Annotated in this window: 16 protein-coding genes and 3 tRNA genes; 6 read left to right on the top strand and 13 right to left on the bottom strand. The window is 64.5% G+C overall.

Annotation, left to right across the window (positions count from 1 at the left end; genetic code table 11):
• Positions 1–62: 62 nt before the first annotated feature.
• The gene (locus tag FJZ36_02760; GenBank protein ID MBM3213820.1) at positions 63–2,003 is read right to left on the bottom strand and encodes a hypothetical protein; all 1,941 of its coding nucleotides are present in this window, start codon (positions 2,001–2,003) and stop codon (positions 63–65) included.
• Between the two features lie 158 nt (positions 2,004–2,161).
• Here FJZ36_02760 and FJZ36_02755 point away from each other — a divergent pair, with 158 nt between their 5' ends.
• On the top strand, positions 2,162–3,406 hold the full coding sequence (locus tag FJZ36_02755; GenBank protein ID MBM3213819.1) for a hypothetical protein: 1,245 nt from the start codon (positions 2,162–2,164) through the stop codon (positions 3,404–3,406).
• A gap of 5 nt (positions 3,407–3,411) precedes the next feature.
• Positions 3,412–4,455, top strand: a complete 1,044-nt coding sequence (gene xylF / locus FJZ36_02750; protein ID MBM3213818.1) for a D-xylose ABC transporter substrate-binding protein — start codon at positions 3,412–3,414, stop codon at positions 4,453–4,455.
• Positions 4,456–4,624: 169 nt separating this feature from the next.
• Here xylF and FJZ36_02745 read toward each other — a convergent pair whose 3' ends face one another.
• From FJZ36_02745 to FJZ36_02690, 12 genes are all read right to left on the bottom strand, one after another.
• Positions 4,625–6,322: a hypothetical protein gene (locus tag FJZ36_02745; GenBank protein MBM3213817.1), complete on the bottom strand. Its 1,698-nt coding sequence runs from the start codon at positions 6,320–6,322 to the stop codon at positions 4,625–4,627.
• A 4-nt stretch (positions 6,323–6,326) separates the two neighbouring features.
• Positions 6,327–7,298 carry a hypothetical protein gene (locus FJZ36_02740; GenBank protein ID MBM3213816.1) on the bottom strand — a complete coding sequence of 324 codons (972 nt, stop codon included), beginning with the start codon at positions 7,296–7,298 and terminating at the stop codon, positions 6,327–6,329.
• Between the two features lie 25 nt (positions 7,299–7,323).
• Positions 7,324–9,723, bottom strand: a complete 2,400-nt coding sequence (locus tag FJZ36_02735) for a phenylalanine--tRNA ligase subunit beta (GenBank protein MBM3213815.1) — start codon at positions 9,721–9,723, stop codon at positions 7,324–7,326.
• A gap of 35 nt (positions 9,724–9,758) precedes the next feature.
• Positions 9,759–10,775, bottom strand: coding sequence for a phenylalanine--tRNA ligase subunit alpha (gene pheS / locus FJZ36_02730; protein MBM3213814.1), 1,017 nt, complete (start codon positions 10,773–10,775; stop codon positions 9,759–9,761).
• A gap of 402 nt (positions 10,776–11,177) precedes the next feature.
• Positions 11,178–11,540: a 50S ribosomal protein L20 gene (gene rplT, locus FJZ36_02725; protein ID MBM3213813.1), complete on the bottom strand. Its 363-nt coding sequence runs from the start codon at positions 11,538–11,540 to the stop codon at positions 11,178–11,180.
• A 24-nt stretch (positions 11,541–11,564) separates the two neighbouring features.
• Positions 11,565–11,762 carry a 50S ribosomal protein L35 gene (gene rpmI / locus FJZ36_02720; protein MBM3213812.1) on the bottom strand — a complete coding sequence of 66 codons (198 nt, stop codon included), beginning with the start codon at positions 11,760–11,762 and terminating at the stop codon, positions 11,565–11,567.
• Between the two features lie 85 nt (positions 11,763–11,847).
• Entirely contained in the window at positions 11,848–12,411 is a 564-nt protein-coding gene (locus tag FJZ36_02715; protein ID MBM3213811.1) for a translation initiation factor IF-3, read from the bottom strand.
• On the bottom strand, positions 12,408–14,321 hold the full coding sequence (gene thrS / locus FJZ36_02710) for a threonine--tRNA ligase (GenBank protein MBM3213810.1): 1,914 nt from the start codon (positions 14,319–14,321) through the stop codon (positions 12,408–12,410). Before thrS ends, FJZ36_02715 begins: the two co-directional genes overlap by 4 nt.
• A 188-nt stretch (positions 14,322–14,509) precedes the next feature.
• A tRNA-Val gene (locus tag FJZ36_02705) sits at positions 14,510–14,586 on the bottom strand.
• An 11-nt stretch (positions 14,587–14,597) separates the two neighbouring features.
• Positions 14,598–14,672 (bottom strand) — tRNA-Cys (locus tag FJZ36_02700).
• 29 nt (positions 14,673–14,701) lie between these two features.
• Positions 14,702–14,776: transfer RNA gene (locus FJZ36_02695), tRNA-Gly, on the bottom strand.
• Positions 14,777–14,892: 116 nt separating this feature from the next.
• Positions 14,893–16,956, bottom strand: coding sequence for a hypothetical protein (locus FJZ36_02690; protein MBM3213809.1), 2,064 nt, complete (start codon positions 16,954–16,956; stop codon positions 14,893–14,895).
• A gap of 93 nt (positions 16,957–17,049) precedes the next feature.
• On the opposite strand from FJZ36_02690, the gene FJZ36_02685 reads away from it, so the two are divergent.
• The 4 genes from FJZ36_02685 to FJZ36_02670 all read left to right on the top strand — a co-directional run.
• The gene (locus tag FJZ36_02685; protein ID MBM3213808.1) at positions 17,050–19,680 is read left to right on the top strand and encodes a hypothetical protein; all 2,631 of its coding nucleotides are present in this window, start codon (positions 17,050–17,052) and stop codon (positions 19,678–19,680) included.
• 46 nt (positions 19,681–19,726) lie between these two features.
• Positions 19,727–20,962, top strand: coding sequence for a hypothetical protein (locus tag FJZ36_02680; GenBank protein MBM3213807.1), 1,236 nt, complete (start codon positions 19,727–19,729; stop codon positions 20,960–20,962).
• A complete protein-coding gene (locus FJZ36_02675; protein ID MBM3213806.1) occupies positions 20,877–21,473 on the top strand; it encodes a DUF4149 domain-containing protein in 597 nt (198 codons plus the stop codon). The genes FJZ36_02680 and FJZ36_02675 overlap by 86 nt, the downstream gene beginning before the upstream one ends.
• Positions 21,473–22,386 (top strand): hypothetical protein (locus FJZ36_02670; protein MBM3213805.1); only part of this gene is annotated, 914 nt, incomplete at its 3' end. The genes FJZ36_02675 and FJZ36_02670, both read left to right, overlap by 1 nt.

The raw sequence follows: 22,386 nt of genomic DNA, 5'->3' as shown, positions 1-22,386 counted from the left end.
CTGACAATCGTGATCCTTGATGGGGCGGCTCATGCCGCCCCGTTTTTTGTGCCCCGACGGGATCACGCGAAGTAGAAATCGTACATCCGCCGCTCGAGAATCACCGCCAGCAGGCTCCACCCGGCTCCAACGACGTACTCGCCGAGGATCACGCCGAACGCGAACGGAATGGCGCGGCGGTACGCCTTGATGCCGCCCAGCCTCAGAATGATGAGCTTCGCCGCAGAACTGAAAATGAGGCATGACCAGATGTAGTCGACGCCGAAGTTCATCGACAGCGCGTAGCCGGCGGGATGCAAGGGCCACCAAAGGAACCGTGTTCGCAGAAACATCAGACCGAAGGTGATGGCGACGCCAACACCCATGAACAGCGTCGCGCCGAGATCGCGCTCTGTCGGCGCTGTGAGCCGCAACTCCAGCGTGCGCCAAACGCTGGAATCATGCCCAATCGGGATGTTCCGCAAGCCCGTCTTGAACGACAGATGCATCAGCGCCAAGAACGCCGCCATGGATCCGAGCACGACGGCGGCGACCATCGCAGCGCTGAGCCGCCGGGCGTCGATGCGAGATACCTCGGCGATCTTGAGGCTCTCCAACTGGTAGGGCATCAGGTGGTCACGGTATCCGCGCCCGGCGAACCACCAGAAGAGCGGGAAGACCGCCAGGTTCGAGGCTCCGACGTGCCGCGTGCCGAGCATGTCGACGAGCATGTTGCCGGGGTTCATGCCGACGAGCTCGTGGGTCGGCGGGCCCAGTTCTGCGCGAGCGCGCGTGATCGCCACGGATAGCATCATCCAGATGCCGAAGAACACCGGCACGACCCACGGCTGCATTCCCATCCGAACCGTGAAGACGCCCAGCGCCAGCAGCCCTCCGGCGAGCCCGACGACGGCTGTTCGGTAGCGCATCGGTTCGTCGCTATCGTCGACGGACAGGTCGCCGTGGAACACGCGGCGGATCACGTCGCGGATCTGCCCCCTTCCAAGCCACGTCACGACGAAGAAGACGCCCAGCCATGCGCCGGTCGATTGCTGGTTCAGATAAGGGAACCCCGGGAGGAACCGCAGACCGACTGTAGCCGCCAGCACCTGCTGAGCCTTGCGCACCACATAGAAGAACCACGTCGAGAACGCCAGGTCGAGAGGCAGGAAGAACCCCAAGGCGATGGCGAACGGGTACATCGGGAACGGCACGTTGCCGACGGCATTCCAAGGCTTGCTGATGAAGAGGCGTCCCAGGTCGTGGTCGAGGTAGGTCACCGGCACGCCGGGCACGTAGGGGAAGAGGTAGTGCAGACCGTTCAGCAGGTCGATACCTCCACCGACGGCGACGCCCAGCCACAGGAGCCGGTTCCGGAAGAACCGCGTGCTGCCCCCGTCCTCGATGATCGCCAACGGAAGCTGGATGATGGGATAGCTGAGCCGCTCCCGCTGTGTCCACTGACGTCGGATCAGCACATTGGCGCAGAGAAGCGTCCACGCCAGCAGACCGATGAACAGCGTCCACAAGGCTACGGGCAGCCAAAGCGCCGCCATATGCTCGCGTGTGAAGAGCGTCGACTCGCCGTCGAACAACCCGACAAGCGTCTCAGGATCGCGCACTGTCATCCCGGTGGGCAGGAGCCGATGGATGACGGTCGCCCATTCGTTTTCCGGCGTGGCGTATCGGAACGCCCATCCCATCACCGGCACGAGGATCTGGTACGAGTCGCGCCCGGCAACTGCGCCCGCGAGAGTCAGCATCGCGTAGACGGTCAGCAGTTCCGCATCCGTCAATGCGAAGCGCGGCAGATATCGCTTGAGTGCGAGGTTCCCCACCATGAGAACCAGCAGGTTCACGACGACGTGCCACATCAGCGAAAGGCACGTCGAGTGACCCGTGTTCCAGACGCCTTCGACCTGCATGATCCAGTAGGCGTTGGGGAAGATGAGGACCGCCCCGATGGCTATGGCGCGCCATGTCGTACGGCGTTCGGGTGTCGCCTTGGTGACATGAACCTGCATCGGGTCGCGAGATCCTGGAAGGAGGGATGCCATGTCGCGGCGAAGTCTATCACCGGGGTTCGCGCCCATCAACGGAGCGTCGCCTTGACAGTTCCCGACCCCGCTCCTAGAATCCGCCTGTGTCCGCCGGAACGGATCGAAGCGTGGAAGGCTCCCCCATGCGGCTATCGGTGCGCATCGTCGGCGGGCTCCTGCTGATCGTCTGGTGTCTGTCCGCTCTCCCAGCCTCCGCCCAAGGCAAGCGCGTCGCGATCCTCTACTTCGAGGATGACTCCGGCTTTGACTCGCCAGCCGGATGCGGATTCATACCGCTCGGGCCCCTCGGGCGACTCTTCGGCAAGACGAAGAAGCAGCGCGAAGACTGGAACCTCGAGGTCGGGTTCCGCGACCTGTTCGTGACGACGATCCAGGATTCGCCCGGCTATGAAATCGTGACGCCCGACGAGGTGATGGTCGCGTTCGCCGAGCTCGGCGTCTCCAAGCGAGACCTGCGGCGAAAGGACGTGCGTCTGTCCGTCGCCGACAAGGTGCGAGCCAGCGTGCTGGTCACCGCGACGATCCGCAAGTTCCGGCAGGAGCGCGCCCGAGGGATCATCGAGAGGGACATCTCGGGGTCTGGAGCAGCCGCCGTCATCTCAGGCGGCGGAAGCCTCTCGACTTCAGTCGGCGCAGCGGCGAACTTCTACCGAGCCAGTGTATCGACAGAATTCGTGGTCTACGGCGTCACCGGCGACGAGGCATTCGCGGCGAACGTGGAGAAGTCAGAGAACTACCAGGGCGGGACGTTTCGATCCGGGCCCCTGCAGGCGAGCGTATCCGACGATGGCGCCAGAGCCCTCGTAGGGAGCCAGGAGATCATATCGCCGGGCAAAGTGCCACCGGTAGTGCGTCACGAAGTTCTCGAGCACGTGAAGTTCGGCACGCCAGGGTGGGATGCGCCGCGCGTCGAGGACGGGCCGCCGAACTTCCGCCAGACGCTCCTCGGGCAGGTCACCCAGGAGGTGATGACCGGCTTCGTCGCCCGGATGCGCGATCAGATCGGACCGTCGCTCGAGGAGGTCACGCCGCCTGCCGACGCGGCGGAGAGCATCGGCAAGGTGATCCTCAACCCGGAGAACTCAACCGAGTTCTATGTGAACCTGGGAACCGCTGCCGGACTGCGGCCCGGTGATCGCCTCCGGTTGCTTCGGCCTGGCGAGGAGATCCGAGACATCGACACGGGCGAAGTGCTGGGCACATTCGAGACCGAGATCGGCAGCCTGGACGTCGTCGAGGTGCTTCGCCCGAAGCTCTCAAGAACCCGCGTCGCATCGGGCGAGGCACGTGTCGGCGACATCGTCAAGACGATCCCGCCGCAGCCCGAACCGACGGGCTCACCCGCACCGGAGGAGTCACGCCCGTGAATCGCATGCGCATCACCGCTGCCTTGGCGGCCGCCGTTCTGCTCGTAGGGCTGACAGCGTGCAAGAAGCAAGACACGCCGAAGGCTCAGACGATCAAGATCGGCCTCTCGATGGACTCGTTGCGTGTCGAGCGCTGGAAGCGAGACCGCGACCTCTTCATCGAAAAGGCGACCGAGTTGGGCGCCGAGGTGCTTGTGCAGTCCGCCGACAGCGATCCGGTGAAGCAGAACTCGCAGGCTGAGAACCTCTTGGCGCAAGGCGTCGATGTCCTCGTCGTCATCGCCCAGGACGGGGTCGCCGCCGCGCAGATCGTCGATGCCGCCCATCGGCAAGGCGCGAAGGTACTCGCCTACGACCGACTAATCCGCAACAGCGACCTCGACCTCTACGTGTCGTTCGACAATGAGCGGGTTGGGTTCCTCCAGGCGGACTCCATCGTGACGTCGGTTCCGAAGGGACGATACTTCCTGCTGGGCGGCTCGCCGTCCGACAACAACGCGCAGCTTCTGCGCCAGGGACAGATGGCGGCTCTGCAGCCCGCGATCGACGCGGGAGCCATCGAGATCGTGGGCGACCAGTGGACTGACAACTGGGACACGAACGTCGCGCTCAAGCACGTGGAAAACGCCCTGACCGCGAACAAGAACCGAATCGACGCGATTGTCGCCTCGAACGACGGCACTGCCGGTGGAGCGGTCGAAGCCCTGCGGGCTCAGGGGCTGGCGGGAAAGGTGGCGGTCAGCGGACAGGACGCGGACGAGGCGGCATGTCAGCGCATCGTCGAGGGAACTCAGACGATGACCGTCTACAAGCCACTGAAACCCCTCGCCTACCGAGCCGCCGAGCTGGCGGTCGCCCTTGCCAAGGGCGATACGGTTCCCGCCGATAAGACGATCAACAACGGCAAGATCGACGTGCCATCCATCCTGCTCGACCCCGTGCCGGTCGACGCGAGCAATCTCTACGACGTCGTCATCCGCGACGGGTTCCATGCTGTGGAGGATGTGTACAGGAACATACCCAAGGAGCAATGGCCCGCAACCCAATGAACGACACCGATTCGTCAGACTCGAGAAACAGGGCAGGCAGGCTCGACAACGGCTAGGTTGTTCACGGAATCTTCATAGATCAGTGACGAGCGCTCAAATCGGGTGCACTATCCTGACGGTGACTTTGGTGTCTCGTTGCTAACCTCCTTTCCAGCAAGAGAACAGAAGTCTAAACCTCCTTATCCTGGGCTGCCGGCAACGGCAGCCTTTTCATCCCCTCGCCCAACGAACCCTCGAGGTGGAAGCGGTACGCGCTCGCCGTGTCGGCGTCGGGGCGGAACCAAGTGAACGTGGAACCGTCCGCTACCCACGAATCGACCGTCTCCCATCGACCTGACCCCCACCGATCCAGCGCGCCCGTCCCGGCGAACTCCGCGATGACATCGCCCTGAGACGCACGCTCGATCTGGATCGACACGTGGGCTTCCGTGGCAGCGATGAGTGCCAAACGTCTGCACGGGCGCACACGGTTTCCTGTGTCCGGCTCGTAACACTCGACGACCGGTCCCGTCCGAGCCCTGCGCAGCGCCGCCGCAAAGCGCGCATCGTCCGCTGGGTCACGCAAGTCCACGCGCCGCAGCCACCGACGGGATAGGCATCGCTCCAACTCGCCGGAGCGCTCGCCGTCGCACAGGTAGGGCGCTGGCTCGCAAACCACGACGACGGAACCGCGTTTCCGAGCCGTTTGGAGCGTTCCCAGCGTGTCGCGCGATACGGTTCGGCACGGGCAGACCAGAACCGCGCGAAACCGAGCCCGGTCGAGGAGCGACGCTGCATCGGGTTCGTCTGCGACGATAAACGGGACTCCGAGATCCTCCAAGCGACGGATGGCAGAGCCCACCCACGCCCGGTAGTCGGTACCGGCTCCGTCCTCGGCGTGCGCCCACTCGTTGGATCGCGGCGCGATGACGAGCACGTCAGCGATGGGCTGTGCTTCCAGCGGGGCAACGGCTTCCGTCGCGCCCATCGCGACAGCGGCGAGAGGCGCAGGCGCGAGAGGGCCCGCGCCGTCGCGGTGGAACCGCATGACGCCGCCCACGAGGCGTGCCGTCAGCCCTTCGTAGAGCGCGACGGTGCGCGACGTGGACCTCCCGCCACGGTGCGACGACGCTCGGTCCTGGAGCACCGGGGTCACGCGCTGTGCGGTCAACGACACTGCGGACGGCGTCCACGGCGAGCTACGCCAGATCGCCAACTCAACGCCCAACTGCCTCGGCTCCAACGCTTGGCGCAGTCGATGCAGCGACACGCGAGTCGCCTCACGCACAGCCCGAAGCAACCGCAGCCGCGCCCGCACCGTCGGTTCCCCGGATGCAAACACCCAGGGCAACACCACCTCGGACGCGCTGCCGAGTTCCGCCCAGCAACGTTCGGTCGGGGAACCCCACGGCACAGAGAGCCCGTCGGGATCGTCACGAGGAGCCAAGTCGCTCGCGAGGACCACGCCGTCCGCATCTTCGGGTACAAAGGACAGCACAGCATCGGTCAGATCGGGGCTGAGCCAATCGACACGCGTCGGTACGGACGCCAACCCCACCAACGACCTCCCGCGCAGACGCATCCCCAGTTCGCGGCGCGACGCGGGCGAGTCCGTCGCGTCGCGGAGCATCGGCGAGATGTCGTAGAACGCGTTGGCGTGGTGTTCGTCGCCCCGCAGGTACCAGGTCCGAACAGAACCCACGGATTCGGAGCTCAACAGGACGGAGAGGTATTCGTCGCCGTTTGGGTCGCTGTCTGCGAATGCGAGGATTTCGGCGGCAAGGCGTATCGACCGCAGATGCGGGAACCGATCCGTCAGCATGCGCGACGATACGCGCCCCCATCGGACCCCTGCGGCATCGACGCTGACGGGACAGGTCGAGTTCATGCGGCTAGCCTATCGCTGTGTCCTCCGGGATCGGTTCATCGGCAGGCGTTGTCCCGTCTGCCCGGCGCGACGGACGCCCCAGCCGTTCGTCAGCTTCCTCCAACTGCTGGACGGGGTCCGGCGGAAGGTCGAAGGCGAGCTCGAAGGCGGGGCGATCCGCCCAACGGCTGAGACGCCAGGTGTCCAGCACTATCCATCGCCAGAGGCGATAGGACAGGACACCTTCGTACCGGCAGTAGGCTGTCCATCGCCGTGTCCACTCGATATCTGCGCCGATCATCCGCGCGAACGCTCCGAGGGCGAGCGGCGACCGTATCCGAGCAGACTTGCCCGACCTCGACGCGCCTCGGGATAGCATCAGCGAAGCGGCGTAGCCTGCGCGCGATGTCATCGAGCGACCCACGAGATCGGCGAGCGGGATCGCCGGAACCCGCGACATGACCGGCAGGCAACGAATCATGGCGACTCCCCGGTTCTGCAGCGCCCTGACGCGAGCCCACAGCGGCACTGGCATGGTCCAGTGACGTCGCGTCCACAGGTACTGGCGCAGGAACTCGCGCGGTACTGCCCATAGTCGCGTCGCCCGCAACGCGTCCACGGTGGTGCCCGCAGTGTCGGGTCGGTACAGACGCTGCTCGGCGTGGTTGCCCAGCACATCGCCCGGCTCTGCGAGCGACACTAGATGCATCGAAAGAGCCGCATCGGCGGGCTTCGGCTTACTGGGGTCGGGCAATCCCGCCTTCGGGATGGCGACGCGCATCCGCCCGGTCGCGACGACGTACGCCCACGCCTCGGACTGGTCCGGCAGGACGAGCGGTTGGTTGGGTTCCAGAGCGATCCGATGCGCTCCACGTTCCCACGCTGCCAGGTCGTGGTCCGACATGCGGGCGAGCAGATGCGCACGACCCAGATGCCACCAGTCGGTCTGGTAGGGGGTCTCGATGGGAGCCCGGCGTATCGGGACGTGATCGCGCATGGTTCCGCACGCTCCTCGGTCGTCGTCAGGACCGGAGCCGAGCTCCCAACTGCTCTTCGAGCACATGCGTGATCTGCGACTGGAAGCGATCCACCTCGGCATCCGTCAGCGTGCGGTCGGAGGAGCGATACTCCAGCGAGAACGCCAGGCTTTTCTCCTCTTCGGCGATCTGGTCGCCGGAGTAGACGTCGAACAGCGACACCGAAGCCAGCACGGACGGCGATACGGTATCGCGGATGGTTCGCATGACCGCCTCTGCCGGCACAGACGCGTCGACGACCACCGCAAGGTCCCGGTTCGAGCTCGGGAACAGCGGCAGTGGCTCCATCCAGCGCTCGGTTCGGGCGTTGGCTGCCAGCAAGTCCACGTCCATCTCGATGAGGAGTGTACGTCGGATCAGCTCGTAGTTGCTCAGCACGTCCGGGTGCACTTCGCCGAAGCGCGCCAGGATCTGATCGCCGATCCTGATCTCGGCGGTCCTACCGGGATGAAACGTCGGGTGCACCGACCGCTCCAGGTTCCACGACTGGACGCCGATGGATTCCAGAATCGCCTCCACGACTCCCTTGGCATCGTAGTAGTCCGGCTCGCGCACGTCCGACGACCAGTGCTTTCGCCGCGCTCCGCACAGCGCAGCGCCGAGCATCCAGCGCTCACGCGGCAGTTCGGACCTGGACCCGTCGTGGAAGACCCGCGACACCTCGAACAACGCGATGTGCTCCACCTGACGACGGCGGTTGTGTCGCACGTTCTCCATCAGGCTGGGGAGCAGCGACGTCCGCATGACCGACATCTCGGCGCTGAGCGGATTGGCGATGCGGAGCTCGTCGCGCAGGGGGTCCTCGCCACCGATCCGAATCCGGTCGAGGGACGCGGGCCCGTAGAAGCCATAGTTGCAGACCTCGCGGAACCCCGAAGCCACCATCACGGAGGCGATCCGACGTCGGAGCTGCATGTAGGGGTCCGGAACGCACCCTGGAGATTCGCCGACAGGAAGCGTCGTCGGAACGCTGGCGAATCCAGAGACCCGAACGATCTCTTCCACCAAGTCGATGTCGCGCGTCAGGTCGGGGCGGAACGTGGGCGCGACGACCACCAGCGGATCGCCTTCTTCGACGCCGCATCCCAAGCCCCGGAGGATCCGCACCATCTCGGATCCGGCGATGTCCGTACCGAGAAGGGCGTTAACGCGCTCAGGCTTCAGCTCGATTCGCTTCGCCTCGTGGCGCGCCGGGTACACGTCCACAACGCCGCGGCACGCCTCGCCGCCAGCGACCTGCAGGATGAGCTCCGCCGCGCGGTCGAGCGCGCGCAGGACACCCTCCGGGTCCGCTCCACGCTCGAACCGGAACGACGCCTCCGTCTTGAGCCCCAGCACTTTGGCGGTTCGTCGGATGCTGATCGGGTTGAAGTAGGCGCTCTCGAGAAGCACGTTCCGCGTTTCGGACGTGACCTCGCTGTGCCGACCGCCCATGATGCCCGCCAGCGCGACCGGCTTCTCGGCGTCGGCGATCACCAGCGTTTCGCTGGTCAGGTTGCGTTCTTCGCCGTCCAGGGTCTGGATCGACTCGTCAGCCATCGCTCGTCGAACGACGATTCGGTTCTCGGCGAGCCGGTCGTCGTCGAATGCGTGCAGTGGGTGACCCAGTTCCATCAGCACGTAGTTCGTCACGTCTACGACGTTGTTGATGGAACGCAAGCCCACGGCGTGCAGCCTTCGCACTAGCCACGCCGGAGACGGCGCGATGCGAACGCCTCGGATCACCCGGGCGGCGTACCGTGGACAGAGCTCGGGGTCTCGGACCTCAACCGTCGTGGCTTGCGATGTCGGTTCCTCGCCTTCAGCCACTATCGGTTTCGGCACGCGCAGCGACAGACCCTGGCTCGTGGCGATCTCCCGCGCCACCCCGACTATGCTGAGGCAGTCAGGACGGTTCGCCGCGACTCCCAGCTCGATTGCCGTGTCATCCAGTCCGAGAGCCTCGCGGAGCGGGGTGCCCACCGCTACCTCCGCCGGCAGCTCCATCAGTCCGCTGGCATCGTCGGAGAGCTGGAGCTCGCGAGCCGAACACAGCATGCCGTGCGACTCGACCCCGCGCACCGACGTGACGCGGATCGTCATGCCGCTGGGGAGTCGGGCCCCGTCGAGCGCCAACGGAGCCACCATACCAGGTCGAACGTTCGGCGCGCCACAGACGACGCGCACCGCACCGGAGCCGGTCTCCACGACGCAGACCGAGAGCTTGTCCGCATTGGGATGCGGCGACACGCTGGACACGCGCGCGACGATGACGCGGTCGATTCCTGGGTCCAAAGGCATCACTTCCTCTGCCTCCAGCCCGAGCATGGTCAGCCGCTGCGCCAGATCGTCCGGGGACAGCGCCGTGTCCACATACTCTCTCACCCACTTGGCGCTTATTCGCATGGTCAGCCCCTTGTCAGCACCATCGCAGCGGTCGTCTAGAACTGGGTCAGGAACCGCATGTCGTTCTCGAACAGGACACGAATGTCGTTGATCCCGTACCGCAACATGGCGATCCGATCCGGGCCCATGCCGAACGCGAACCCGGTGTAGACATCCGGGTCGTACCCGACACACCGGAACACCTCCGGGTCGACACATCCCGCGCCGAGGATCTCGATCCATCCGGTCCGCTTGCACACGCGGCAGCCCTCGCCGCCGCAGAAGAAGCACGAGACGTCCACTTCGGCGCTGGGCTCGGTGAACGGGAAGAAGCTGGGGCGGAATCGCACGCGCGTCGACGGTCCGAACATCTGGCGGGCAAACTCAGCCAGGATGCCCTTCAGATCACTGAACCGGATGTTCCGGTCCACCAGCAATCCTTCGACCTGGTGGAACATGGGACTGTGCGATACATCGGCGTCTTTCCGATAAACGCGACCCGGAGCGATGATCCGAATCGGGGGCTGGCGCTGTTCCATCGCGCGGACCTGGACGGGCGACGTGTGCGTCCGAAGCAACACGGTGTCCGTGATGTAGAAGGTGTCGTGCATGTCGCGCGCCGGGTGGTGCGCGGGCGTGTTCAACGCGTCGAAGTTGTAGTACTCCGTCTCGACCTCTGGACCCTCGACCTCCTCGAAACCCATTGCCAAGAATATCTCGCGGATCCGGTCGATAGTCTGCGTGATGGGGTGCAGTCCGCCTAGGTTAGGCTGTCTACCCGGAAGCGAGACATCGATGCCTTCGTCCTCGAGCGCGACGGGGCGCTCTGCCTCCTGCATACTGGTCTGGGCTGCGTCGAGAGCTTCGACGATCTCCCGACTCAGGGCATTGATGGCTTTTCCCCATGTCGGACGTTCCTCGTCCGCCAGCCCTGCGAGCGCTCGTCGCAGTTCGGTCAGGTTCCCTTTCCTACCCAGGAGCCTGATCCGGGCTGACTCAACGTCCTGGAGGGAGCTGACCTGCGCAAGCAGCGCTTGCGCCTCTTCCCGAATCGCGTCGATCTGCTCTTGCATCGAACGGTCTCCTCGGTGCCATGCCCGGGGGCGCGTGGGCAAACAAAAAACCCGACGTCTGTCGTTCACCTCCAGCGTGAGAACCACGCACGGAAGGGACGAAAGCGTCAGGCTCCTGGCGTTTCGGCGAGCCGAGCTCGCCCACGCACCGAAGCAGGGCTTCCGCGGTACCACCCTTCTTGGCGCCCATCGCCAGGGCGCCCGCTCTGTCATCCCGGTCACGGTGGGAACCGTCCCGCCCTACTACCAAGGGATTCAAGCGGGCAGCTCGCGAAGGAATTTCGGCGACTGATCCCGGAGGCAGCTTCCAGCCGGTGGCTGCCTCTCTCTGAGCGGGATGGCTCAGGCGCTTACTGCACTTCGGTCATCGCCTTTGCGCGCAGGTCGATCCAGCGGATCGACTCAGCCGGATACCGAGCTCTTCTTGGCGATCTCGACGAGCTGGGCGAATGCAGCGTCGTCGCTGATTGCCATTTCGGCGAGCACCTTGCGATTCAGGTCGACGCCCGCCTTGTTGAGTCCGTCGATGAGTCGGCTGTACGAGATGTCATGGATCCGGGCGGCGGCGTTGATACGCGCGATCCAGAGGCGGCGGTACTCGCCCTTCTTCTTCCTCCGGTCGCGGTACGCGTAGTTCCAGCCCTTCTCCAATCCTTCACGGGCAGATCGAATCAGATTGTTCCGACCGCCCCGAAAGCCTTTCGTGTGGCGCAGCGTGTTCTTCTTGTGCTTACGGGCAGCGACGCCCCGTTTGATCCGTGCCATCGAGTCGATCTCCGATTGCGGCGTCTAGCCGTAAGGAAGGAGCCTCTTGACGCGCCCCTCGTCGCTCGCGTGGACGTATGCAGGCCGCTCGAGACGGCGCTTGCGGGCAGAGCTCTTCCGCTCGAAGTAGTGGTTGTTGCTGGCATGGACGCGCTTGAACTTGCCCCCACCCGTCTTCTTGAACCGCTTGGCAGCGCCCTTGTGCGTCTTCATCTTCGGCATGGAGAATTCCTTACATGCGCCGTCGCGTCAACGCATCACATCCGCAAGGCAATAGTATATCACACGGGCGAGCGTCTCGTCGCGCCTATGTGTTCGCCGCCGCATCACCGCGCGGAGCCAGCAGCAGCGCCATGGACCGCCCCTCGAGCCTCGGCGCCTGCTCGACGACGCTGAGCTCCTTCAGCTCTTCGGCGAAGCGCCTCAGCAGGTCTTCGCCCAGCTCCGAGTGGACCACCTGCCTGCCGCGGAACCGGATCGTCGCGCGAACCTTGGCGCCCTCCTTGAGGAACTCCTCGGCGTGCCGCAGCCGGTACTCGACATCGTGATCCGCCATCGCAGGATACAGGCGGATCTCCTTGATCTCGATCACCTTCTGGTTCTTGCGCGCGGCTCGGGCACGCTTCGCCTGCTCGTAGCGGAACTTGCTGTAGTTCATCACCCGACAGACCGGGGGGCGCCCATCGGGTGCGACCTCGACCAGGTCTAGCTCGCGCTCCTGCGCGATCCGATAGGCGTCCTCGGACGACATGATACCCAGCTGCTCGCCGTTCTCGTCGATCAGGCGGACCTGCCGAGCGCGTACTTGGTCGTTCACGCGCGTGCGGTCGGCAGCTTGTCCGAAGGTACGTCGCGACTGTCGGGTATTCATCGTTTTGAGCGTATTTCCTCCTGAATCGACTCCAGGAACGATTCGAGGTTCGTGCCGCCCCGGTTCTCGCCTGAGCGTGTCCGCACCGACACCGTGCGTTCCTCGACCTCCCGATTGCCGATCACCAGCATATACGGGATCTTCGCTAGCTGCGCCTCACGCACCTTCAGACCGAGCTTCTCGTTCCTGTAGTCGCCCTCGACACGGATTCCCGCTGCCTTGAGCGCATTCTGCACTTCCGTCGCGTAGGCATCGTGGTCGGCGGTGATCGTCAGAACGACCGCCTGCGTGGGAGCCAGCCAGACCGGGAAGGCTCCTCCATAGTGTTCGACAAAGACGGCGAAGAACCGTTCGACGCTCCCCAGGAGGGCGCGGTGGATCATGTACGGACGGTGCTCTCGCCCATCCTCGCCGACGTAAGTGACGTCGAAGCGTTCCGGCAGGTTGAAGTCGAACTGGATCGTCGAGCACTGCCACGACCTGCCCAGAGCGTCGCGGATCTTCAGATCGATCTTGGGCCCGTAGAAGGCTCCGCCTCCGTCGTCCACTTCGTACGGAAGACCCGCGCGGTCAAGAGCGCCGCGCAGAGCCGCTTCTGCGGATGTCCACTGCGTCGGATCGCCGACCGACTTCTCGGGCCGCGTCGAGAGATAGGTCTCGAACTCCGTGAACCCGAAGGCTCGCAGCAGATCGAGGCAGAAGCCGAGCGTACGGCTGATCTCCTCCGGCATCTGCTCGGGGCGGCAGAAGATGTGGGCGTCGTCCTGCGTGAAGCTCCGAACCCGGTTCAGCCCGTGCAGCGTGCCGGCGCGCTCGTACCGGTAGACGGTGCCCAACTCGGCGAGCCGCATCGGCAGCTCCCGGTAGGAGTGCAGCCGGCTTTTGTAGATCAGAATGTGGAACGGGCAGTTCATGGGCTTCAGGTAGTAATCCTGACCGTCGATGTCCATCGGCGAGTACATGCTGTCGGCATAGAAATCGAGATGCCCGCTCGTTTCCCACAGATGGGCTCGCCCGATGTGCGGCGAGTAGACGAAGTCGTAGCCGCCTTCGAGGTGTCGCGACTTCCAGAACTCCTCGATGAGATGGCGGACGAACGCCCCTTTGGGATGCCACAGGACCAGACCGCCGCCCAGGTCGGGCTGCGTGCTGTAGAGGTCGAGCTGCTTACCGAGCCGCCGATGGTCGCGGCGTTCCGCCTCTTCCAGCCGCTTCAGGTAGTCGTCGAGCTGCGCCTGGGTCTCCCAGGCGGTTCCGTAGATCCGCTGGAGCTGCGTGTTTTCCTCATCGCCGCGCCAGTACGCGCCCGAGGTGTTCAGGAGCTTCACGATGCGAAGTCTGCCTGTGCTGGGCACGTGCGGACCTCGGCACAGATCAGTGAACTCGCCCTGTCGGTAGATCGAGACGGTCGCGTCTTCGATGCCGTCGAGAATCTCGCGCTTGTACGGCTCGTTCATCGCGTCGAACACCGGGTAGGCGCTCTCGCGCGACACGTCTTCCCGCGAGTAGGAGTAGTCCGCTTCGATGATGCGGCGCATCTCCTCTTCGATCTTCACCAGGTCGTCGGGCGTGAAGGGCTCGGTGTCGAAGTCGTAGTAGAACCCGTCGTCGATGGCTGGACCGATGGTCACCTTCGCGCCGGGACGCAGCCGCTGAACAGCTTGCGCCATCACGTGCGCCGCGCTGTGACGGTAGACTTCCTTGCCGTCGGGGCTGTCGAACGTGCAGAATGTCGCCGTCGCGTCTTCCGTGATCGGCGTCGAAAGGTCCCGCAGAACGCCGTTCAGGCGAACCGCGAGGGCGTCCTTCGCGAGCCTCTGACCGATGGACTGCGCCACTGCGAGCGCAGTGGAACCTTGAGCCACCTCTTTCACGGAACCGTCCGGCAACGTGATTTTGACGACAGCCATGGACCCTACCTCGAGCCGAGCGAAGACAGATCGTGCCGATGCGACAGGAACGAAAAAAGAGCCTTCATCAGGCTCTTCCACGTAGAGCGTCGCATCGCTCGGTGATGGAACAACGGTCTGCGCAACGTGCTATAGGGTTGTCCCTCCGATGCGATGCGTGCCGCCGTACGGGAAGGATGATCGGTTCGTGGTGGGTGGTAGTGGACTTGAACCACTGACCTCTTGCATGTCAAGCAAGCACTCTAACCATCTGAGCTAACCACCCGCAGATTTCAGTGGAGGCGACGGTCGGAATCGAACCGACGATCGGGGTTTTGCAGACCCCTGCCTTAGCCACTTGGCTACGTCGCCGTAGGGGCTACGTGAGACGGCGGCGTCCATGGAGCGGGAGACGGGATTTGAACCCGCGACATCAACCTTGGCAAGGTTGCGCTCTACCCCTGAGCTACTCCCGCGCGCCACGACCGTCCGCAGACTCGCTCGATGTCCCTGCGGTGCTGTAAAGTCTAACATCCGCCCATGTAGGTGTCAACGCCAATTCGGTGCGTATGGACACCTGTGAGGGCCCCGACTACCGCCGTGGGCCCACGGACTCCATGTCGATCGGGCGGAACCCAACGTCCCACGCTGGAGAGTCTGACAGCAGCGTGAAGTCGCCATTGGAGGGGTCGCGGAACCCCGGGTCGGCGATCACCGTGCCGGCGTCCATCCCTGACGACGTCCACTCCGCCCACGTCTTGCCAGCCGGAGTGATCGGCTTGCCGCTCGTGTCGAAGTAGAGATTGCCCGCCATGACGACGTTCAGCTCGGACCAATTGCCGCCCAGCAGGTTCCCTTCGCTCCAGTAGACGATGTTCCGCGTGAACACGAAGGGGTCAGGGCGCGTCCGGCAGATCTGAGCCTCGCCGGACAGCGCGAAGATGTTGTTCCGAACCAGATTGTCCTTGCCGTAGTGGAGATGGAACCCACACCGATTCGTCCGGTAGACGATGTTGTCTTCGATGACGAGATGGCTGGAACCTTCGTCGGGGTAAATGCCCCACCCGCCGTACCCGCGCGATGTGATGTCGTGGATGAGGTTGTTGCGGACCGTCGTTCCCGGCGCGACGCCGAGCAGGTAGATGGCTCCCATGTCGCTGAGCCAGCCCTGTCCAATCGTGTAGATGTGGTTCTGCTCGATCCGGTTGTGAGTTGCGAGGCTCCTGCCGTAGCCCCACGACCACCCGACTGAGATGCCGGTGTAATAGAAGTCGTGGATGTCGTTGTGTGCGACGACGTTCCCGCCGCTATGACCGATCCAGACGCCCACCGCGCTATGGAACACACGCCCGCCGGAAGAGATCACGTTGTCGGTCACCGTGTTCCGATGCGTCTGCTCTGCCGCCAGCTCGCGGATCGACGTCTCGCCGATCTTGACGCCGCCGGCTCCCAGGTCGGTGATCGTGTTGCGGACGATCGTGTTGTCCTGACAACCCCGCTCCAGCTCGATGCCGTAGGTGCCGACGTGAGCGACCGTGCAGTCTTCGATGACGCAGTCCCTCGCGCCGCGCATGCGGATGGCTCCAGGCACGCCAAACGCCGCCTGGACCATCCCACCGATGTCCTTGTTGGGCCACTCCGGTTCGTAGCTGTCGGACAACCACCATTCCGCATGGCTGAAGGTCAGCCCCTGAAGCCGGATATGATCGACCGTCTTCCCGCTCTCCGGCTCGCCGGAGAACCTCACGACCTGTGGATGCACCGCGATCACCGCCTCGAACGTCGCGATGTCTTCGCCCGGCATGGGCAGGTAGTAGAGCGTGCCCGACTTGCGATGGATCACCCATTCGCCGGGCTGGTCGAGAGCCGCCAGCACGTTCTCGACGTAGTAGATGCAGCCCTTCTTGCCGTGGTCGCCCGTCATGCGGAAGACGCTCCGCTTGGCGAACGTGGCGATGCGAGACGCCTCATCGACGCTTGCGATGGGCAGATGGGAATCGACCCAGAAGTGGAGGGGAACCACTTCGCCTTCGTCCGCGTCGTCCCACGCCTTCAGGTCGCCGGGAGCGAACTCGAAGCGCGTCTGTCCCTCGTGCCACGGCGTATCGTCTTTCACGTCCGGCAGCGCCGCGACCTCGAACCATCCCGCGTTTGGCATGCGAGCGCGGAGTCGGCGCTCGCCGTTGACGAACAACTGCCGCAGGTCGCGAGCCCCGCGGGCGACCTCGGGAATCTGCGCGGTCCACACGGTCTGACCGTTGACCTTAGCAGGTCGCCATCCGTTCAGCCGACGTCCTGCGCTCAACACGGGCTTCTCACCAGGGTACGCTGCGTAGGTGATGGGAGCCGACGATGTTCCAGAATCCGCCGATGTGAACTCCAACGGCTGTTCGAGGTAGTACGTGCCTTCGCGGACCCATACCGTCACCGGTTCCTTCCCGGCATGGCTGCGCGCCGCCGTCACCGCCGCACAAACGGTCGCGAGAGGCCCGTCTGTGCCAGCCGAGTTGGGCGACGCTGCCTTCCCCGACCATGCGTCGTTGCCGATCGGTGCAACGTAGAGTTCCATGGCGCTCACCTGTCCGTGGATGGAGTGGCTCACAGCGATCCAAATGGCAAGCATGGTGGCGCAGCGGCAGAGGCTGCGGAGTGTCATCGCGTGTCCTCTCGCCAGTGTGGTATTCGAGAATAGCCTACGAGACGATGACCCACAACGCCTGATGGCACTGCTTGTGCCGGATAGCACGATATGGGATACATGCCGCACCGGAGAGAGCGTCAGGTCCTAAAGGAGCATCCGATGAAGGCGCGGAATCCACAGATCCCCTATTCGCACGAGGACTTGTTCGGACGCGGCGCGGCTCGCATCTACACCGGCAGAGAGCTCGACGAGATCGCGTTCCCCTTGGGCGGGATCGGCACCGGCATGATCTCCCTCGGTGGCTGGGGACAACTGCGCGACTTCGAGGTGTTCAACCGACCGCACAAGGGCTTGGCGTTCAACTACACGTTCTTCACGCTCTTCGCCAAGAAGGGCGACGACGCGCCAGTCACCCGGGTCGTCCAGGGTCCGGTCAGCGGCGCCAACTTCACGGCTGGCGGCTCGGGCATCACGCGCCTCGACGGCTCTGGCTTGCCGCACTTCCGAGCAGTCCAGTTCGTCGGGTCCTTTCCCATCGCCCGACTGGACTTCGATGATCCCAAGATGCCCCTGACCGTCTCGATGGAGGCGTTCAATCCTTTCATCCCGCTGAACCCCGACGATTCCGGTCTGCCGGCGGCGATGTTCCTGTTCCACCTGTCCAATCCGTCGGATGAACCGGTCGAAGCCGTCCTTTTCGCCAACCTCGAGAACAAGTCGGGTCACCCGGAGCCCGGCAACGGCGTCATCGAGTACTTCGAGCACGCGGACGTGCGCGGGCTGCGGATGTCCACCACCAAGTACCCGGAGGATTCGCCGCGCTATGGCTCCTTCGCGTTGGCGACGCCGCACCGCGAACTGAACGTCCAGACCCACTGGTTCCGTGGCGGTTGGTTCGACTCGCTCCACCGCTTCTGGGACCAGGCGAGCGAGGGAGAGCTCGAGGAGGACCGCGAGCCCGCCACCGCAGAGCGCGGAACCGATATCGGCTCCATCGGCTTGCGTGTCACGGTCGCTCCCGGCGAGTCCACGACCTTGCCCGTGTGGATCATTTGGCACACGCCCAACTTCGTCAAGTATTGGGGCGGCGCCGATCCGAAACCGGTCTGGCGGAACCATTACGCGACGCGGTTCGCGGATGCGGTCGCCGTCGCGGACTACCTCGGCACCCACCACGAGCGCCTCGAATCCCAGACGCGCGAGTTCTCGGCGGCGCTCTACGAATCGACGCTGCCGGCTCCCGTGCTCGACGCGGTGAGTTCCCAGATTTCCATTCTCAAGTCGCCGACCTGTCTGCGGCTTGAGGACGGGACGTTCTACGGCTGGGAGGGGTGCAGCCCCGAAAGCGGCTGTTGCGAGGGTACCTGCACGCACGTCTGGAACTACGCCCAGGCGCTGCCGTTCCTGTTCCCATCGCTCGAACGCTCGATCCGCGACTCCGACTACGCGTTCAACCTTCACGGCGATGGCCACATGACGTTCCGCATGCCACTCCCGCTGGGCGTGATCCCGGAGGCGTCGTTCCATGCCGCCGCCGATGGGCAGTTGGGCGGCATCATGAAGGTCTATCGCGAGTGGCTCGTCTGCGGCGACGAAGCGTGGCTCCGCAAAGTCTGGCCCCAGGTGAAACAGTCGCTCGGATACGCCTTCACGCATTGGGACAAGGACAAGGACGGCGTAATCGAGGGTGTCCAACACAACACCTACGACATCGAGTTCCACGGTCCGAACACGATGATCGGCAGCTTCTACCTAGGCGCGCTCCGCGCCGCCGAGGAGATGGCGCGCCATCTCGACGAATCCGATGTCGCCGCAGAGCTGAGGCGCGTGTTCGAGAGCGGCAGTCGGAAGATGGACGAAACGCTCTTCAACGGCGAGTTCTACATCCACGACGTCAAAGTCGAAGGTCGAGAGAACGAGACGCTCGATCCCAAGAGCCTCGACTTCCCGAAGTACCAGTATGGCATCGGCTGTCTGTCCGACCAGATGATCGGGCAGTGGTTCGCGCGGCTCCTTCATCTGGGCGATCTGTTCGACGCGGACAAGGTGCGCAAGACGATGGCGTCGATCTTCCGCTACAACTGGAAGTCGGACTTGTCCGACCATCCGAACCCTCAGCGGATCTACGCCGTGAATGACGAGGCGGGTCTGCTCCTGGCGTCATGGCCCCGGGGCGGACGGCCTGCGCTGCCGTTCGTCTACTCGGACGAAGTCTGGTGCGGGATCGAGTACCAGGTCGCCAGCCATCTGATCTACGAAGGGCTCGTCGAGGAGGGCATCGCGGTCGTCAAGGGTGTCCGCGACCGTCACACGGGCGTTCGGCGGAACCCGTGGAATGAGTTCGAGTGCGGGCACCATTACGCCCGTTCGATGGCGTCGTACTCGGTGCTCGTCGCGCTGTCCGACCTGCTCTACACCGCGCACGCCAAGAGGCTCCACTTCGCCCCGCGCGTGTATCAGGACGACTTCGCCTGCTTCCTGTCGGTGGATTCGGGATGGGGCGTTGTCCGCCAGTCGCTCCGACAAGGGGTCAAGCGCGTCGAGGTCGATGTGCGATACGGGGAACTCGCGCTCCGCACCGTGTCCCTGGGATTCGCCATGTCGAATCCGCGCACCATCTCGAACGGCGGCAGGATCGAGTGCTCCGCCTCGACACGCGACGGCAGGACGCAGATTGCGCTGGACCGCGACGTGACGCTCCGCGCTGGGCAGACCCTCTCCATCGTCGATTGGGAGTAGACCTTCTGCGTCGACACCGCGCGATCTATGCAAGGGAGCGGACAGAATGGACAGCAACGATCGGTTCGTTGTCCGAGACCTCGCCAAGCGATGGGTCGAGCTTGCGAACCTGCCGGTCATGGAGGAACGCAAGCGCCTCTGGACGCTCGAGAAGGACCTGCGCGCGGAGCGTCCCATGGTCCTCTTCGAGACGTGGACGCTCGAGCGATACGTCGACACGAGCGAGCTCGTGTGTCAGGACGCGGCCTGTCGCGGACTCGAACGCCACATGCGGCATGTGATCCGTCACGTCGAGGAGGTCGGGGACGATATCGTCGTCGAGCCGGTCTGGAAGATGGGTTGGCACGTGTCGGGCCCCGACTACGGCGTGACGATCCCGCGCACGCACGCGACCGATCACGTCGGCGGTACGACGGGCTACTCCTATGAGCACCCGATCCAGACGCCGGCGGATGTCGACCGGCTCAAGCCACGGTCATGGACGGTGGATCGCGAAGGGAGCCGTGCCGCACACGAGCGAATCGCCGATCTCATCGGCGATATCATGCCGGTCACGCTCCACGGCATCCGTGGGTTCCACAGCCCGTTGACCCAAGACCTGTTCAAGCTCGTCGGCAATGCGAACCTGATGGTCTGGGTCTTCGACGAGCCGGAAGCGATCCACCGGATCATGTCCTACCTGCGCGATGACCGCGTCGCGTACCACGAGTTCCTGGAGCTGGAAGGACTGCTAGGGCTCAACAACGACTCGACGTTGGTCGGCTCCGGCAGTCCCGGGTTCACAACCGTCCTGCCTCAATCCGGCTACAACGGCACGGCGCGGCTCCGCGACCTGTGGATATGGGCGGAATCGCAGGAGACGGCTGGCATCTCTCCCGCGATGTTCGACGAATTCTTCCTGCCCTACATCGCCGATGTCGCCGCGCAGTTCGGGTTGATCTACTACGGTTGCTGCGAGCCCGTCAGCGACCGGTGGGACATGATCATCCGGGCGATCCCGCACGTACGCGCCGTGTCCATCTCGCCCTGGTGCGACATGGAGCTCATCGGACAGAAGCTGGGCAAGACGTGCGTCTTCGCCCGCAAGCCGAAGCCGTGGCTCATCAGCGGCTACACGCCGGACTGGGACGGTCTGCGCAAGGACATTCAGGAGACGCTGTCCGCATCGCGCGACTGCAACACCGAGCTCGTTTTCCGTGATGTCTACCGCATCGAAGGCGACCGTCCACGCCTGGCGCGCTGGGCAGCCATGGTGCGCGAGGAGATCGACCGCAGGCTGTAGAGGTACCGAGGGAACCATGGGCCGCACGCTGCTGGGAGTCGCAGAGCTGCTCGGACTCGGAGTCTGGATCGGCGCGATCACGCTCTTCTCTGCGGTCACCGCCCCGACTGCATTCCGAGCGCTCGATGCCGAGCACGCCGGTATCTACATCCGATCCGCGTTCCCGGCGTACTACACGTTCTGCATGATCGTGGGCGGGCTGGCGCTGATCGCCGGAGCCGCGTATCGCGTTGCCGCACGCGACCTGTCCGGGTTGTCCGTGCTGACGGCAGCGCTGGTGGGCATCATGCTGGGAACCACAGTCTACGCGCGCATCGGGTTGATGCCACGAGTCGAGGCGAGCCGCGTTGCGCGGAATCAGGCTGTCGAAGGCTCTGCCGAATACGCGGATGCGCAGGCGGCGTTCCGCGTCGGGCACACCCTGTCCGTAGTGCTGAACGCCCTCGTCTGGCTGCTGGGGGTTGCAGTGTTCGTCCTCGTCCTGCTCGCGCGCTACGCTTGGCGTGTCTGATGGGCACCGCCGTCCGGCGCGCGGCGATCCGTCACGTATCGACGTGGACCGCCTGGCTCCGCCAACCCGAGAACGCGCTCTTCGTTCTCCTGATCGCCGCCCATCTCGTCCCCATCTGGGCGTTCCGGTACTTCCCGACGCAGGACGGCGGAGAGCACCTCAACAACGCCAACATCCTGCGCCGTTACTTCACGGCTGAGGGAGCCCACTTCCGCGAGTACTTCGTCCTCAACCTGCGCCCGGACCCGAACTGGAGCGGACATCTGGTTCTGGCGGCGCTGCTGACCGTCCTGCCCGCCATCCTCGCCGAGAAGCTCTTCGTGTCGGCGTACATCGTGCTGCTTCCCGTCTCCGCCCGGTACGCCCTGCGCGCGATACGCCCTGACGCCGGCTGGCTCGCGGTACTCGCGTTCCCGTTCATCCTCAACTTCCTGCTTCACATGGGGTTCTACAACTTCGCCTTCAGCCTGCCGGCGTTCTTCCTCGTCGTCGGCTACTGGATGCTCCACAAGGAGTGCATAGGGTTCCGCGAAACGGTCGTGTTCACCGGTCTGTCGCTCGCGCTCTACTTCACGCATCCGGTCACCTACGTGATGGCGTCCGTCCTGGTCGTGGCAGCCGGCTTGGGGTTCACTTTGCAGCACGCCTGCCTCATGGCTGGAACCCGTCAGTGGCACGCCCGAGCTCTCTGGCAGGGCTTTCGTCGACGCGTTTTCACAGCGGCGTACGCAGCCCTTCCGTCGATCTGTCTGCTGGCGGCGTTCGTGGGGTCGAGGTCTCGGCAACCCGGAGCGCGCGCCGTGGGCATGTGGCGCAGGCTCCGCACGCTCGACACGCTCATCTCGTATGCGGAACCCGAAGTCCGATTGACAGCCGCCGTAGCAGGCTTGTTCGCCATCGTCGCCGCGTACCT

The sequence above is a fragment of the Candidatus Poribacteria bacterium genome (assembly GCA_016866785.1).
Taxonomy (GTDB): Bacteria; Poribacteria; WGA-4E.
The sequence above is the reverse complement of the archived record's forward strand: the minus strand, read 5'-3'. Positions and strand labels throughout refer to the sequence as shown.